The organism is Ornithinibacillus halophilus (assembly GCF_900129485.1).
GTDB lineage: Bacteria > Bacillota > Bacilli > Bacillales > Amphibacillaceae > Ornithinibacillus > Ornithinibacillus halophilus.
Genome location: NZ_FQVW01000003.1, coordinates 1 through 16,638, shown reverse-complemented (window position 1 = coordinate 16,638; position 16,638 = coordinate 1). Strand labels below are relative to the sequence as shown.

The following is a 16,638-nucleotide window of genomic DNA, read 5'->3' as shown; positions in this document are numbered from 1 at the left end:
AGAATGGAGGAAAGCCAATGAATGCAAATGTACCGAAACATGTAGCGGTAATTATGGATGGAAATGGAAGATGGGGAAAAAGTAGAGGGCTTACTAGAAGTGAGGGGCATTACGCAGGGGTTAAAGCTATGGAAAAGGTAATTGATGCCAGTATTGAAGTAGGTATTAAAGTACTAACCCTATATGCATTTTCGTCGGAAAATTGGTCTAGGCCGCAAGATGAAGTAAAGTATTTGATGCATCTTCCAGTCAAGTTCTTTAAGCAGAAATTACCGGAATTTATGAAGCGCAATTGTCAGATTCGAATATCAGGAAACATGGAATCTTTACCTGGATCGACAAAAAAGGCATTGGAAAAAGCGATAGAGAAGACAAAACGAAACGATGGATTAATTGTAAATTTCGCCTTTAATTATGGTGGAAGAGATGACATCTTACAAGCAGTAAATAATATAATTCAAGATGTACAAAATAACAAGTTAGATATAGAACACCTGAATGAAGAGATGGTTGCTAACTATTTATACACAAGGGATTTACCAGATCCAGATATCGTCATTCGAACTGGCGGAGAAAAAAGAATTAGTAATTTCCTATTATGGCAAGCAGCAACTGCAGAGTTGGCTTTCAATGACGTGTATTTCCCAGACTTTAATGAAGAAATGTTTAAAGAAGCAATCAATTATGTGCATACACATGATGTATATGGTTACCGAGAAATGTCAATTTAAGGTCTTGTTGTTTAATTAGGGAACCGCGGAGAAACGAACAGAATAACGTGGTTTCTATGGAAATAACGGAATGGGGATTCACGTCCAGGATTGGGTGGTTCCTCATTCCGTTATTTGTGCCAAAACGCCTGATTTTAGTGATGAATTGGTTCCTGGTTCCTTTATTGCTAAAAATCTAGTAATCTATTAGCTAAAAGAGCTGAATAACGGAACCAGAATCCAAGACAGCCTGAAAAACTCGAACATTTATGGGAATAACGGAATGAGGATTCATCACCGAATTTGGTTGGCTCCATGGCGAACCCCCGGCGTCCCTAAATAATGAAATAAAAAAGAGAATTCACTCCGTCAGTGAACTCTCTTTTTATATATGCTAAACCGGTAATTCAATGCTGTTTAAGTGTAAGTTGTTTCTATTAGTATGGAAGTCATCTATATTTCCTTGAAAGACAAGTTTAAATATTTTTTCTTCCTGTATGTCATGAGGTGTGATAAGTGATGTGGGTTTTTGAAATGAAATGACTTCCCCATACTCTAATACTGTTGCAACAAACTGTGAACAAAAATATGCATTTTCCCGCTTGATTGGCTTATTCAGGATGAACCCTGCAAGTCCCAGTAGATTGTATCGCAACTGGTCTTTGTTTCTTTCCGTATCTTTTATAAACTTCTCCATCTTTCTATGCTGTTCTTCTGTTACTTCACAAGAATAGATGGCACAGCGGGCTTGTTCAAATAAACCTTCTTGAATGTTTTCCTTTACAAATCCACCGATAAAAGGATTCCTAGGAGTTTTCCTGCCAAAGCTATATACATCTAATAGGCTGGAATCAAGAGAAATGGATGCATGATTATAAGGTTTTCGTGTATAAGCTTTAATTGTTTTTGTAAACATTGTTCCTGTATCTGTTAAGATAATGTAAATCTTTTTATTAGTCATTATAACGCCCCTATAAATAAAGAATGTATTCTCATTGTAATCTTTGAAACTATTAAAGTGAAGAAACTGGAGAAATATATTTAACTAAGACTAGAGACGTATTTTACGAGAAATGATTATTTAGAAAGGTACATACTTTATTATATAGAAAAAGGAAAGAAAAAACTACCTCAGATTAGGTAGTTATGAATCTTTCTGTTTTGTAGCTTGTGTCATTTGATGCCAAATGGATCCTTTTGCTTCTTCTCCACCTTGAATTCGAGCTAACGCCATTTTTGCTTGCATGCGCACTTCAAATTCAGGATCATGAAGTGTTTCTTCTAAAGCTGGAATAGCTGTTTTATCTCCAATTTCATATAAGAACATCGCACCACGCCAACGTACTAATCTGCTAGAATCAGATAATGATTGGATCATTTCAGGAATGGCTTCTGTAAATCCTAAATCGGATAAGCAGTCTCCTGCAGTACGTCTTACATTGACTGCTCGGTCTTTCAGTGCTTTATATAAGTATGGTAAAACTGCTTTGTTTTCAATCATACCAAGGTAGGCTGTTGCTAATCTACGAATAGATGCCTTTTTGTCATCTAATGCTTTATCAAGAACTGCCAAATCTTCAAGCGTAGGATCCATTCGATCAAGAGCTGCGTAACGTTCTTTCCAGTCAGGGTTGTCTAACATGTCTAAGGTAACCTTTTTCCACGGACGTGCTTCTTCAAAGTTTTTACTATTAGAAGCTAGTTTAACAAGGTTTTCTAGTCTTTCAGAGTCATAGCTAGCAGAGATTTCTTCGACAACTTCTTTTCCTATTTCTTCAGTATTTCCGTAACGTGGGCTTTGCTCAATCCACTTTCTTTCTCCTAACATATTGTCGGAAGCGATGGAAGCCTCCATTACGGCATTCATGAATCGGTCTGGAAGGCCAAAACGATGTTCTTTATCTCCCTCTTCCAATTTAACCTGCATGGGAATAGTTCGGAATGTTTGCATGAATACCTTTATCTCTCCGTATTGTCCTTCTTCTTTAGAATTGTTAGGTAAAAGATCCTCTTCTTCATTGGAACCCAATGCTTTCCTAACTTTTGGAAGAATTTCTTCCCAACTAGTACGTGGATTTCTTTCTAACGCTATAAAATCTATGACACGATATAGCCCTTTTACACCGTCAATCGAAAAAAGAGTCTTTATATATTTTGGTGCTTCTGAAAGGTCATCATCCAATTTATAATTCTCTGTCTTACCATCTGGTAAACGTTCATCTACATTTATTTTCATCGAGTATGGACTCGGTGTTGGTTCAATAGAAACAATTTTCATCGTATCTCCCCTCCGATCACATTTGGTCTGATAATAACAAATAACACTAGAATTATCCAGTAGGATGAAAAAAGAAGGCACCGTGGAACCTTGATCCAAGTGCCTTCGTATATTTTTATGTTTAATCAACAGACTTATGAGGTAACTCTTGTCTGTCATCTTTTTCAAACCATGTAAGTAATCCTGGTAACAGAACTCCTCGAATTAGGAAAGTATCGATCAGAATTCCAACAGCTACAATGAATCCAAATACAAATAATAGTTGGATCGGCTGGGTCATTAAAACAGCAAATGTAGATGCTAGTATTATTCCAGCTGATGAAATCACTCCACCAGTACTTGCAACGGAATGTTCAACTGCTTCTTTTACTGATTTTGTTTTTCTCTCTTCCATAAATCTCGACACTAGAATGATATTATAATCAATTCCTAGCGCTACTAAAAATATAAATGCATAAACAGGAACCCGGTTACTGATGCTGTCAATATCAAAAAATAGGTTAGTTAAGAACATCCCTAATCCTAATGCAGCACCAAATGAAACGAGAATCGTCCCCATCATATAAAGTGGCATTTTAAATGATTTAGTAAGGAAAATCAGCATGATAAATATCAAAATGGTTTCCAATGATACGATTAACAATAAATCTCTATTGTTGGCAGCACGTTCATCGATAGAAGATGCTGTTTCACCTGCAAAATAGAGTTCTCCAGAAGTTTCAATAGTATCAATCAACTGTTCAGACTGGTTTTGAATCATTTCGAGTTCATCTAATACTTCAACAGAATATGGACTCTTTTCAAACGTCAAACTATAACGAATTGCTGTTTCATCCTCATTTACTCCATCAATACGTACATCGCTAACTAGGTCTTTATTAGTGAGTTCTTCTTTTAATGCTTGTTGGGCCTCTTCAGAAACGGAATCTTCTGTTTTAAGTAAAATGGTAGTAGGTGCTAAATCACCAGCATCGAAGTTTTTCTCTAAGATTTCATACCCTACTCTTGATGGCATATCTTCAGGGAATGATTTAATTAAATCAAATTCATATTTGATATTTAAAATATTACTAGATGAAAGTACAATAAATAAGCCAACTAGAACAACGGATAAGATAGGTTTTTTCGTAACGAAACGGCCTACTTTGCTCCAAAATGAACTTTCTTTTACTTTATGATCACCAACACGTGGAATGATTGGCCAGAATGACTTTCTTCCAAACATTGCAAAGAGTGCAGGTATTAGTGTAACAGATGCTACTATAATCACTACCAATGTAACACCGAATGTTGGTGCAAAGTTCTTATAGTCTCCTAAGGTAGCTACAAATAAGATGAGCATAGCAGCTAGTACAGTTGCTCCAGAATAAAAGACTGGTAGTCCTGTTCCGCGCATAGCCTTCTTCATGGCATCATATTTATTTTCATGGTTCTTTAATTCTTCTCTAAAACGAGAAAAAACAAACAAGGAATAGTCAATCACTGCTGCAAATAACAGGATGGACATAATGGATACAGTTTGCTGACTCATTAATAAGCCAGATTTGCCCAATATTCCTAGAATTTGAGTAACGATTTGATAAACAAATACGGCCCCTAATAATGGAATTAAAGCAAGCAGTGGTGAACGATATATAACAACTAGTAGCACAAGTATGATGGCTATCGTTGAAAATATTAAGACGAGATCAGCTCTACTGAATAAGTCAGAAGTATCAACAGCAATTCCTGCTGGACCTGTAATATACAATGTTAAGTTGGATTCTTCTTCTACAATATCATATATACTACTTAATGCTTCCTTAATATCTGGTGTATCCAATGATGATTGAAGGTTTAGTGGTAAAAATGCAGTCTTACGATCATCAGAGAAAAAACTATCCGTTGCTTGAGGTGGGATATTTCCTAATGGTATTACTTCTTCTACCCCTGATATATCTTGGTCAATAACTTGGTTGGTAATCTTAACAAGGTCCTGAAGTTCAACTTCATCGTCTGATTCAAAAACTAATATGGCAGGGATTAAATCACTAGAACCAAAATATTCCTCTACCTTTTTACTCGCGATAATCGATTGTGCATCATCAGGTAATGTGTCAACGCTAGTAACCTGATAATCTCGAACAGATGGGGCAAATATTGTTAAAAGGATCATAGCAGCCAACCAAAAAATTAGGGTAAACCACATTCCTTTTTTGGTCGATACTCGGTCGGTAATCGACTGTAATATATTTTTCATAACTCATTTCCTTTCATACAGATTAAGGTAACATATCTGTCACTTTCTTTTTAAATTATCTTCCAAAGTAACACACATGTCAATTTGGAAGTAGTTTGCTACTGTACGAACATTCCATTACGAATTATTTCTTTTATCGAGGCTATCCATTTTTCTTGAGGAATATGTGTATGATTAGGGATATCTATCGTTTGAAAAATAAATCCCAATACCAGTTCATCAGGAATATGTGTTTTTATTATTTCCTCTTTTTTCCCTTGAGAAACAAAGGATTGTAAGTTTTTATACATAGTCAAATGAAGTTGACTTAATGTATCGGAATTTATTTTTACTGTTTCACTAGTAGTATGAGGAATTTCAAATCCAATTTTTCGTAATTGATGCATTTCTTGGTCTTGAAACATTAGATCAACTAAGAAATCAAATTGTTTATTAAAGGAATTATAATTATTGATTTTATCCAATTTATTTAAAAATATTTCCATTTCGTAAATCATATATTCACTTAGTAATTCATCCTTATTCTCGTAATATTTGTAAATTGCCCCTCTTGAGATATTCAAATCTTTAGCTAATAAACTAAACGTAAATCCCTCGTACCCATGTTTAAGGAGGAGCTGCTTTGATACTCGATATAAATCTTCTCTTGAAAATTTTCTTTCCCTGGCCATTAGTCTTTTCTCTCCTCTCCTAACCTTATTATAAAGAAAAGCAATGTTGTGTGAAACAGAATAAACTCACATATTAAATTTAAGATATATTCCAAGCTTACCAGAAAGTAGATTTATTATGACAAAAGTGAAAGCAATCATGTAGTTATTTGCTTCTTTATTAATAAGACAACCATTTCATGAATAACTTGTTAATTAAATACCATATTTTGGGGGAGTATGCTGATGGATATTCATGTTGTGGAGCATAATGAAACGCTATGGAAAATAGCAGAAAAACATCATACGAATGTTAATCAAATTGCTAGGCTGAATCAATTGGAAAATCCTAATTCACTGGTAGTAGGGCAGGCGCTTGTTATTCCTGATGCTGAGTTAGAATATGTCGTTCAACCAGGTGATGATCTATGGTCGATAGCCAATAGGCTTGGACTTACTATTCAAGAGCTTGCCCAGTATAACCAAATAACAAATCCTAATCTAATTTATGTAGGTGAATTATTAGAAACACCCTATTTTCCTCATACCATCCAACTTGGTGAATATCTATGGGCCATCGCAGGGCGCTATGGTGTCACCATCAACGAACTTCTACAAGCAAATAATCTTGAAAGTCCATCCTTAATTTATCCAGGGCAAGTCATTAGAATTCCTAGAACAAAGAAACCTGTAATTGATGTGAATGCATATGTAACTCAGATGAATGAAGCCTCAAGACAAGAAGTATTAGCACTTGGTAGAAATTTTACATATCTTTCTCCTTTTATGTATAGCTTTCAAGAAGATGGTAGTTTAACTTGGATGCAAGAAGGGCCGATATTACAGGCAGCTGAAGCGAATGACGTTTCCACTCTTATGGTGCTTACAAATTATTCGGTGGATAGCTTTAATTCTGATTTAGGTGCAGTTTTATTGCGTAATCCTGATGTACAAGATTCCTTGATTTCTAATATTTTAGATGTAATTCATGAAAAAGGGTATTCGGGTTTAAATATCGATTTTGAATATCTTTATCCAGAGGATCGGCAAAATTATAATAATTTTTTAAGAAGAGTAGTAGCAAGATTACGGCCAGAAGGATTTTCTGTCTCAACTGCATTAGCTCCTAAAGAAGGTGCCAATCAGCAAGGGCTACTCTATGAAGCTCATGATTATCCTGTACATGGTGAATTAGTAGATTTTGTTGTATTAATGACCTATGAATGGGGTTGGGCTGGTGGCGAACCATGGGCAATTGCTCCGATTAACAAGGTTCATGATATCCTTGAATATGCGGTGACAGTGATTCCAAATGAAAAAATTTTACTAGGAATGCCTTCATATGGACGTGATTGGAAAGTCCCTTGGGTACAAGGTACATATGCTCAAACTGTAAATCCCACTCAAGCTGTAAACCTAGCCATTCGATATGGAGCAGATATTCAATATGACCAAACCTACCAATCTCCTTATTTTCAGTATAGAGATGAAGATGGGCAAGAACATGAGGTGTGGTTTGAGGATGCTAGAAGTGTCCAGCAAAAATATAATGTGGTCAGGGAGTATAATCTTAAGGGAATTAGTTACTGGGTATTAGGAAATCATTTCCCACAAAACTGGCCAGTTTTACAAAGTAATTTCACAATAAGAAAAATAGGTAATTGAATTAATGGGTGCAGGTAGGACTTGTATAATTCTGCCTGCACCTTTTGATAAGAAAGAGGAATTACTATTGTTCTGTCGAATTATTATTGTGAGGGAGAGAAGTAGATGGTGTTGAAATATGAGGTGAAAGCAAATGAGTAGTATCATTAGCAAGTTATTTAGAAAGAAAAAATGCTTCATTTGTAATCAAAAAGCAGTAAGTCCTCAATATTATTTAGATGATCAACATAACAAGGTAGCTGTATGTTATAAATGTATTGAATATGCCGAAAGAAGGGCTATGCCAAGGTTCAAATGGGGGAGATAGAGTGAAAGAGCGAATATTATGGATTGGAATTATCCTAATTGTTATAAGTAGTGTTGGGAATTACATATATTTTAAGTCCAAGCAGATTGAGGAGCCGATATTTTTAGAGCATTACATAACAAGTGAATTTTATGAGGATACAGAAGAAATAATCGTAACCTTTTATTACCTAACCAATAAAGATAATCCTGTGACGGTTCAGTCAGCGAATATTGATGGTTTTCCTATTTATACTGTAAATGATGGAATCCATATTGCACATGGGTTTTATTCTGAGCAAATTGAATATCAGCAGGAATATACGCACCAGTATTTAATGGCGGCTCACTTTGAGATACCAGCTGATGCTGATTACCTACCGATGGACGATGATGGGATACTATCATTTCAACAGATTACCGTTCACTTATCTAATGGTAAAACAATTAATGCAGATATTGGTAAGGTTACTATTGTAGATGCCCAGGAATATCATCAAGGCCCATTGGACTGGCGAGCTGGTGGAAGCAGTTCTAACCACAAAGAATGGACTTCTTTACTAGCTAAAGAATCAGTAATAATTAATGAGGTGGTTTTCCCATATCCTGAGCTGGAAGAGCAGATTGCTATTAAAATAAATGTAGATAAAGATAAGTCTCAAGAGCTTGAAACCAATCGGACACAAAATCAAATTGAACAGATGCATGAAGGGTTTGACCAAGAATGGAATAACATCCCTGGAATATCATTGGATGAAGGAGTATTGCCATTAGAGTTAGAAAGAAATGATTGGATTGAAATTTACCAACAATACGATTACGATCGTTCAAGTGTATTTGAATTTGAAATCCAGTTAAAAGGACAAACAAATAATGGGGAATTTGTTGAAAAATTATTCGTTAATGACCAACCATATTTAGAGCAAGAGGATGTTGATAGAATTATTGACGAAAAGGAAGTGGGTGGTCATGAATGAGAAATGAGTTTTTGAAAATCTTTTGGGGGTTTCTATTTGTATTAATTGAAATTCACATTGCAGTTATTGATCTTCTACCTGACCCGATAGGATATTATCTAATTTATAGTGGTATTTCTAGTTTAACTCAGGAACATCAAATAGGTAAAAAAGCAACAAATTGGGCATCAGCACTTTGTGTGATTTCTATTCCTAGTGTATTTGTTCAACAGGCTGTCGATACGATGCGAGTTTTATCTGAATGGTCCATCTACTTTTTAATTCTTGGACTACTAAAACTTATTCTAGTATTTTATGTATTCCAGGTTCTATTGGAATTAGCCAAAAGACATGAGGCAAGAGATCTTGCAAGCTACACTAAGAAACTATTTAAGGCTTATGTAGTAATTATGTTAGTTATTCAGATTATCCAACCCTTTATAATAAATATACCCCCAGAAATTATGCATAGTTTGTTATTTATTATTCCAGTTACCATTTTGATTATGGAGGTTATATTTATCGTATTGATATTTAAGTACCGGAATTTAAGGGAGAAACCTGAAGTTCCACTTATTACTGAATATGAAGAAAGCTAGAAGGGTATCGGCCTTTCTAGCTTTTTAAAAGAGGTTGAAATATTTCTTACTGTCATTTATTTAAGTAGAACATTTTTAATAGCTATTTCATGGGCTTCGATTGTTTTATTAATATCCTTCATAGAATGGGCAATTGACAAAGAATACCGGTTGGACGGCTTATTGTAGATTCCTAGTTCAAGCAATTCAATATCAATTGCCTCACGAAGGTCTTTGTTTGCTTTCCACATATCTCGATAGTTCCGGATTGGATCGTTTGTAAATACGATGTTGAAAATGCTCCCCATCCCAATTGTCTGCATTGGAACATGATAGCTGGCATATAACTCTTCTAATTTTGTTCTTAACAAGTTGGTTTTATAGACTAAATCATTCATAACCCCATCTTGCTCTAATAAGCGGATTGTTTCGAGGCCTGCAGCTAGAACGACAGGATGGCCATTGTATGTTCCACTATGGAAAACAACATCCTTCTTTGCGGTACTATTTCCACCACTAGAAAATATATCGCTTGCATCATTTGGTGCACTATACATCATGATATCTTTTCTCCCACCAACAGCACCTATAGGAAAACCTCCACCTAGAACTTTTCCTAATGTTGTTAAATCAGGTTTTATATGATAGATGCTCTGGGCACCTCCAAGATGAACACGGAATCCGGTTTTTACCTCATCAAAGATTAGTAGAATACCTAGTTCCTCTGTTAATGCTCTTAATTGATGCATGAATGTTGCATCAGCAGGAATAAACCCACCCTGAATTGGCTCAAGTATGATGGCTGCTAGGTCATCCTTGTTTTTTCGCAGTAGCTTCTCTGTTGCCTCAAAATCATTAAATGGCAATACAATCGTCTGCTTTAACTCATGAACTGGAATGCCGTTTGACTCTGCAATAGAAGTCGGCTCCAATTCACTTCCAGCCTCCTCTTGATTAGGATTTACACTGACTAAAACATTGTTAGCCCCACCATGATAGTGGCCTTCAAATTTTCCGATTTTACTTTTGCCTGTATAAGCATTTGCTAAACGAATGGCGAATAAAGTTGCCTCAAGGCCAGAATTTGTAAAGCGGACCATATCAATACTTGGATAAAGTTCAATTAACTTTTCCGCCATAGTGATTTCTAATTCATGAGGGGCTCCGAATATAGCTGTTCCTATATTTTGCATATGTTTTATTGTTGCTCTCATAATCTGTTCATGACCGTGTCCAGTAATTAGTGCCCCGTAACAAAGCAGATAATCTATATAGGAATTGTCATCTACATCAGTAATCTTGCACCCCGTTGCTGTCTTCATTACGATAGGCTGGGGGGAGAAGTATTTGATATTTGCCGTAATTCCACCTGGCAATACTTTTTTAGCCTTTTCATACATTGCCTTTGACTGCTCTTTCCCACTTCTAAAAGAGGTTTGAACATGCATTAAAAAAACTCTCCTCACATAGTGACTTTTTCTATATTATATGCAAGGAAAATAATTTATGCAATAAATATTTCATTTTATAATTTAAATGAAGTTAAAGTTTCATCAATCTTCTCTTCGTTGATAAAATACATGATACTCATCCCACAATTTCTCTAAGTTCTCTAATCGGTCATTGACCTCTTTGGGACGCTGCTTTCCAATATAGGCAATTAAAGCATTGATTATACTGAGTGGAGCAACAAATGAATCAAGAAATGATGGCATTTTACTGGAAGCATGTAGTGAAACAGTTGCATATTGGTTAATCGGTGACATGAGACTGTCTGTAATGGCTATGATTTTAGATCCCTTTTTATGCGCGTGTGATACAACATCAATTGTACTTACTGTGTAACGAGCAAAGCTCACACCGATAACTACATCATCTTTATTGATCTCATAGATTTGCTCAAAGGCAGATTCACTAGAAGTAATCAGCTGGCTATTTCCTAAAATGATATTTAAGTAATATTGGAGAAAAGTTCCTAAAGAGACTGCACTACGATTAGCAACTATATAGATCTTTTTTGCACCCAATATATAATTAGCGGCCATTTGAAAGTCTTCAAGAGTCAGATTTTCCATAGTTGTTTGTATGTTGGCTATGTCATCTTCAAAAATCTCATAAATCCCTTTTTCTGTTTCACTATAGACAGAACGTGACATCTGTAATCGCTCGACCGTATTTAATTGCTTTTCTACTGCATCATACATATGTTGTTGTAATTCGTTATAGCCTGAGTAGCCCAGAAAAGTAGCAAAACGTACCACTGTTGCTTCACTGACCTGTGCTAATTTCGCTAACTTTCCAACTGTGAGGAAAGGAGCAGAGTGTGGGTTTTCTAATATATAGGTAGCTATTTTTTTCTGTGATTTACTCATATTAGGTAGCTTATCGGTAATGGTGTTGATGACATTAGCTTTGGTCATCGCTTACACCTTCTTTCTTCATTTCGGAGATCGTTTTCTTTAAAAGATACTCAAACTTCCTTTGGTCCTCCCCTGTAAAAGGCTTAGGTCCTTTTGTTTTATACCCACTTCGTCTCGCTTTAGCACTAACATGTCTTGTCTGAAGGAGTCGGTCAATGTTGTCATTAGTGTACCTAAATCCTTTGTGGTGTAAGACGATGCAACCTTTTCCAAGACCTAGTGAGGCGAGTCCATAATCTTGAGTAATAATAATATCGTCTTTACGTGCCATTTTCATAATTCGATAATCTGCTGAATCGGCACCTGTATCAACATAAATAGTTTCTACATGTCCTTTTTCTTCATCATGGGAAAAGTGATTAAAACTCTTTACTAATACAACTGAAAGGTCTTCGTTTTCAGCTATAGAAACGACGACATCTTTTACAGGACTTGCATCTGCATCTACATATATTTTCATTTCTCTTTTCTCCTCACACGTACATCTTTCTTCCATCTAATCGAAAGGGAGAGTTTTTGTCAACTAAGTTTTTTCCAGTAAGTAAAGTGGTACTTAAATTTGTTAGACAAGGGTTAAAAATTAATACAATGAATTTTAAAATACACTATTATACTATTTACAATAGTGTGCGTCATACACTATAATGTGAATAGGAGGTTAAATCCATGAGTGATATTAATGAACATATAGATAAAATAATGCATGAGTTACGACGAGGAACGATTACGATTGGGGTATTAAGCCAATTAAATGATCCGCAGTATGGGTATTCCTTAGTGACGGAGTTAAAAGCAAAAGGAATCCAAGTTGAACCTGGAACACTATATCCTCTATTAAGAAGATTAGAAAAGCAAGGCTTATTAGAAAGTATTTGGGATACGAATGAATCACGCCCGAGAAAATATTACGTATTAAGCTCTTTAGGTAAAGAAGTTATTGAACAAGTAAGTAAAGAGTGGAGTCAAATTGTGACTAACTTAAATGATTTATTAAATTTGGAAGGAGGTAGACAAAGTGGAAATAATTAATCGCTATGTATATGCAGTTGTCCGTAGGCTGCCACAAAAACAAAGAGATGATATTGCTAATGAATTAAGGGTGCTTGTTGAAGATATGGTGGAAGAGCGCACTCAAGAGGGTGTGTCAACGGATGAGATTGTTGAAGAAGTATTGATGGAATTAGGATCGCCAAAGCAACTAGCTGATAAGTACCGTGGTAGTAAACGATACCTTATTGGACCAGATTATTTTGAATCGTATTTTTCAATTAATAAAATTGTGTTATTAGCTGTATCAATTGCTTTGGGGGTTGTTTTTGCGATTGAAACAATCATTAATCCCCTAGAGATTCTAGACCACTTTATAGGTTTAATTGTTTCTATTTTTACAATAGTCCCTTCTTCTATAGGATGGATTACAATTGTTTTTGTACTCATTGAACATTTAGGTGTTATAAAGGGAGAAGATGTGAATCTAGAGAAAGATTGGCACCCTAGTAACCTTCCGCCCGTTCCAAATGAGAAAAAACAGATTAAACAAAGTGAACCAATCTTTGGGATCATTTTTCTCATATTCTTGATCGTGGCATTTACTGTTTCAAACCAATATATTGGAGTTTATTTAGTTAATGATAATGAATTCTCAACCATTCCTTTCTTTCATAAAGGAAGTTTATCAGCATACCTTCCAATCATAGTAATTGTTCTAGGATTATTGATAATGAAAGAGATTTTTAAGCTAGTATTAGGAAGATGGACCATTAAATTAGCATTTTACAATTTAATAACAAATGTCATCACCTTTGCATTTGTGGGTTGGATTATGGTGAATTCTTCGGTTTGGAACCCAAATTTCATGGATGAAATGGTTCAAGCAGGTATCGTTGAATCAGGGAGTGAAGGGTATCAAGCAATTAAACTCATTTGGGAAATTGGAACACAATGGACGATTATCATCTTCATGTTGAGTTTATTATGGGATGTTGGAGTCGGATTCTTTAAAGCAAGGAAGAAATAAAATTAATAAATATTAAAATATCTTTAATTTTGAGGCGTAGTTGGCTATGATTAATCTAACCAACTACGTCTTTTGTATGAAGAGAATTTATCGATTCCAAAGAATTTTGGAATTTAAATCAGGGGGAAAATGAATTGAATAATTTCATTGTTATTGATAATATGTTGGAATCTGATTGGCAACAGGTACGTGATATATATATAGAAGGAATTAATACAGGAAATGCAACCTTTGAAACAAAAGCTCCAAGCTGGGAAGAATGGGATACTGGTCACCATCAGGAATGTCGTCTAGTTGTGAGGGAAGGAAATAATGTAATTGGATGGGCAGCACTATCACCTGTTTCAAAAAGAGAAGCATACCGTGGTGTAGCAGAGGTTAGCATCTACCTCAGTTTAGGTAGTGCCGGTAAAGGTGTAGGGACGAAGTTGTTAAGTAGAATCATTGAATTAAGTGAAATGGAAGAGTTTTGGACCTTACAAGCTGGTATTTTTCCTGAAAATGAGACAAGTATTAAGCTTCATCAAAAACTTGGGTTTGAGATTGTCGGAATACGTAAACAAATAGGGAAACTAAACGGAGAATGGCGAGATGTTGTACTTCTGGAGAGAAGAAGCAAAGTTGTTGGATTAGATTAGTGGTAAGGGGTGATGAAATGGACTGTGTATTATCATTAGAGTTTGCCAAGGAGATTGAACGAATGGAAATTGCCATGTTGGAATCTAGATTAAGAGCAATACGTGAACAAAAAGAAAATCCAATGGGAGTGGAAGTTCAGCATTTTGGAGAAGCAACTGCTTTTTCAGCTACAGGAATTCCAGGGCCTTCATTTAATACGGTTAAAGGCTTAACTGGAGGGGACATTCATTATTTAGATTCAATCCTCGAATTCTATGATGATAAAGGAATCACTCCTAGATTCGATCTTGTTCCAGGAATAGCAACGGAAGAACTATTTCCAAGGTTACATGAGAATGGGTATTATCAGAATGGATTTCACGCTTCGTTATATGGGGCAGTAGGTGGATTACAACGACTGAGTAATGAGATTACAATAAGAGAAATGGATTTGGATGACTTTGACACTTTTGCAGATATTTATGTAAAAGGATTTCAGATGCCGGATTTTCTTAAAGAAGCTGTGGCCAATAATAACCGAGTATTGCATGGCAACGACTCTTGGAAATTCTATCTGGCTAGTATTAATGATACTCCAGCTGGATTAGCTGTTTTGTATAAACATGAGTCTGCTTTTGTATTAGCAGCGTCTGCAACATTAACACAGTACAGAAATAAGGGGATTCATCAAGCGCTTATTCAACGGAGAATAAGTGATGCGAAGGAAAATGACGTGAAGCTTGTTATTGGGCAGGCAGCGTTTGGTAGTTCAAGTCAAAAGAACATGGAAAGAGCTGGTCTTAAAATTGCTTATACAAAAGCAACTTGGGAGAAATACTAGAATTAATACATAAAAGATTGGATGAATAGTATGAGTAAAGAAATAGAAATACAAGTAAATTCTAAGTTTGAGTCAAAGTTCCTAAAAGGATATCCACTAATTAATAAAGACATGGTTCATAATGTGGCAGTACTGAAACGTGAAGGTTCAATAATTAATCTAATTGACCGTAATCGCAAGTTTATTGCGAAGGGATATTATGGAATTCAAAACAAAGGAATCGGTTGGGTTTTAACACGGAATAAAGGGGAAAAGATTGATTATCTTTTTTTCAAGAATAAGATTCAAGAGGCAATAGATAAACGCCAGTCTTTTTTCAATGCTCCCGATACTAATGCTTTTCGTGTATTTAATGGCGAAGGAGATGGAATCGGTGGGATGACTATCGATTTCTTTGATGGTTACTATTTATTAAACTGGTATAGTGAAGGGATTTATTCCTATAAAGAACAAGTGATTCGTGTGTTAGATGAGATTATGGATTATAAAGCAATCTATGAAAAGAAGCGATTTGATACAAAGGGAAAATACATTGACGATGATGATTTTGTTAAAGGGGAACGCGGCGAATTTCCAATCATTGTGAAAGAAAATGGGATGAATTATGCAGTTTATTTAAATGATGGAGCGATGGTTGGTATATTCCTCGATCAGCGTGATGTTCGAAAAGTAATAAGGGATAAGTATGCAAACCAGAAAAATGTCTTAAATACATTCTCCTATACTGGCGCATTTTCAATTGCTGCTGCACTAGGTGGAGCAGCTAAAACGACAAGTGTTGATTTGGCTAAGCGAAGTAAAAGTAAAACTATTGAGCAGTTTAGTGTTAATGGGATTGATTTTGAACAACAAGATATTGTCGTAATGGATGTTTTTGATTATTTTAAGTATGCCAATCGTAAGGAAATGAAATTTGATTTGGTGATTTTAGATCCACCAAGTTTTGCTCGTTCCAAAAAACGTACGTTTAGTTCGGCGAAAGATTATACAGGGTTATTGAAAGATGCCATATCCATTACAGAGAAGAATGGAATTATTGTTGCATCTACTAATAATGCCACTTTTGGCATGAAAAAATTTAAGAACTTTGTCGACCAAGCATTTAAAGAAATGAATGTAAAATATCAGATTAAAGAATCTTTTGGACTTCCTGAGGATTTCCACACAACGAAGGATTTTCCAGAGGGGAATTATCTAAAGGTATTATTTATAGAAAAACGAGGGTAAAGACATTTTCTTTAAAAGATAAGAATGTATAAAATTTCAGAGATGTCTAGCTCCGAGCGCCTGCGACTAGCGAAGGAACTACAAAGAGATACTTCTATGCCCTTTGTGCCGAGTAACCACAGGCACAAGACTTCCTTCGCCTCCGTACGATAAA

The 16,638-nt window shown here is 35.5% G+C and carries 16 protein-coding genes; 9 read left to right on the top strand and 7 right to left on the bottom strand.

The genetic code is table 11. From position 1 onward, the window contains the following. The first annotated feature begins 17 nt into the window (after positions 1 to 17). Positions 18 to 731 (top strand): isoprenyl transferase, encoded by a 714-nt coding sequence (locus BUB12_RS03315; RefSeq protein ID WP_072888000.1) that lies wholly within the window; start codon positions 18 to 20, stop codon positions 729 to 731. A 373-nt stretch (positions 732 to 1,104) separates the two neighbouring features. Here BUB12_RS03315 and BUB12_RS03310 read toward each other — a convergent pair whose 3' ends face one another. The 4 genes from BUB12_RS03310 to BUB12_RS03295 form a co-directional block, all read right to left on the bottom strand. Further along, entirely contained in the window at positions 1,105 to 1,671 is a 567-nt protein-coding gene (locus tag BUB12_RS03310) for a hypothetical protein (protein ID WP_072887998.1), read from the bottom strand. A gap of 183 nt (positions 1,672 to 1,854) precedes the next feature. Further along, entirely contained in the window at positions 1,855 to 2,988 is a 1,134-nt protein-coding gene (locus BUB12_RS03305) for a conserved virulence factor C family protein (RefSeq protein ID WP_072887996.1), read from the bottom strand. 121 nt (positions 2,989 to 3,109) lie between these two features. Further along, positions 3,110 to 5,227 (bottom strand): MMPL family transporter, encoded by a 2,118-nt coding sequence (locus BUB12_RS03300; protein WP_072887995.1) that lies wholly within the window; start codon positions 5,225 to 5,227, stop codon positions 3,110 to 3,112. A gap of 98 nt (positions 5,228 to 5,325) precedes the next feature. Beyond that, positions 5,326 to 5,898: a TetR/AcrR family transcriptional regulator gene (locus BUB12_RS03295; protein WP_072887993.1), complete on the bottom strand. Its 573-nt coding sequence runs from the start codon at positions 5,896 to 5,898 to the stop codon at positions 5,326 to 5,328. 225 nt (positions 5,899 to 6,123) lie between these two features. On the opposite strand from BUB12_RS03295, the gene BUB12_RS03290 reads away from it, so the two are divergent. From BUB12_RS03290 to BUB12_RS03280, 3 genes are all read left to right on the top strand, one after another. Further along, positions 6,124 to 7,542, top strand: coding sequence for a glycoside hydrolase family 18 protein (locus BUB12_RS03290; RefSeq protein WP_072887991.1), 1,419 nt, complete (start codon positions 6,124 to 6,126; stop codon positions 7,540 to 7,542). 308 nt (positions 7,543 to 7,850) lie between these two features. Then, on the top strand, positions 7,851 to 8,804 hold the full coding sequence (locus tag BUB12_RS03285; protein ID WP_072887989.1) for a hypothetical protein: 954 nt from the start codon (positions 7,851 to 7,853) through the stop codon (positions 8,802 to 8,804). Further along, entirely contained in the window at positions 8,801 to 9,382 is a 582-nt protein-coding gene (locus BUB12_RS03280) for a hypothetical protein (protein WP_072887987.1), read from the top strand. The genes BUB12_RS03285 and BUB12_RS03280 overlap by 4 nt, the downstream gene beginning before the upstream one ends. Before the next feature lie 56 nt (positions 9,383 to 9,438). On the opposite strand, the gene BUB12_RS03275 is transcribed toward BUB12_RS03280, so the two are convergent. The 3 genes from BUB12_RS03275 to BUB12_RS03265 all read right to left on the bottom strand — a co-directional run bounded on the left by BUB12_RS03275 (position 9,439) and on the right by BUB12_RS03265 (position 12,241). After that, positions 9,439 to 10,809: an aspartate aminotransferase family protein gene (locus BUB12_RS03275; protein WP_072887985.1), complete on the bottom strand. Its 1,371-nt coding sequence runs from the start codon at positions 10,807 to 10,809 to the stop codon at positions 9,439 to 9,441. Between the two features lie 105 nt (positions 10,810 to 10,914). Beyond that, a complete protein-coding gene (locus BUB12_RS03270; protein WP_072887983.1) occupies positions 10,915 to 11,781 on the bottom strand; it encodes a MurR/RpiR family transcriptional regulator in 867 nt (288 codons plus the stop codon). Further along, positions 11,768 to 12,241, bottom strand: coding sequence for a YaiI/YqxD family protein (locus BUB12_RS03265; RefSeq protein ID WP_072887981.1), 474 nt, complete (start codon positions 12,239 to 12,241; stop codon positions 11,768 to 11,770). The genes BUB12_RS03270 and BUB12_RS03265 overlap by 14 nt, the downstream gene beginning before the upstream one ends. 206 nt (positions 12,242 to 12,447) lie before the next feature. Between BUB12_RS03265 and BUB12_RS03260 the strand changes: the two genes are divergently transcribed. The 5 genes from BUB12_RS03260 to BUB12_RS03240 all read left to right on the top strand — a co-directional run bounded on the left by BUB12_RS03260 (position 12,448) and on the right by BUB12_RS03240 (position 16,484). Then, positions 12,448 to 12,810 carry a PadR family transcriptional regulator gene (locus BUB12_RS03260; protein ID WP_072887979.1) on the top strand — a complete coding sequence of 121 codons (363 nt, stop codon included), beginning with the start codon at positions 12,448 to 12,450 and terminating at the stop codon, positions 12,808 to 12,810. Next, positions 12,797 to 13,798, top strand: a complete 1,002-nt coding sequence (locus BUB12_RS03255) for an HAAS signaling domain-containing protein (protein ID WP_072887978.1) — start codon at positions 12,797 to 12,799, stop codon at positions 13,796 to 13,798. The genes BUB12_RS03260 and BUB12_RS03255 overlap by 14 nt, the downstream gene beginning before the upstream one ends. Positions 13,799 to 13,932: 134 nt before the next feature. Beyond that, complete coding sequence (locus BUB12_RS03250) at positions 13,933 to 14,436, top strand: GNAT family N-acetyltransferase (RefSeq protein ID WP_268801930.1); 504 nt, start codon at positions 13,933 to 13,935, stop codon at positions 14,434 to 14,436. 17 nt (positions 14,437 to 14,453) lie between these two features. Continuing rightward, a complete protein-coding gene (locus BUB12_RS03245; protein ID WP_072887976.1) occupies positions 14,454 to 15,257 on the top strand; it encodes a GNAT family protein in 804 nt (267 codons plus the stop codon). Positions 15,258 to 15,287: 30 nt separating this feature from the next. Continuing rightward, a complete protein-coding gene (locus tag BUB12_RS03240) occupies positions 15,288 to 16,484 on the top strand; it encodes a class I SAM-dependent rRNA methyltransferase (protein ID WP_072887974.1) in 1,197 nt (398 codons plus the stop codon). Positions 16,485 to 16,638: the final 154 nt, after the last annotated feature.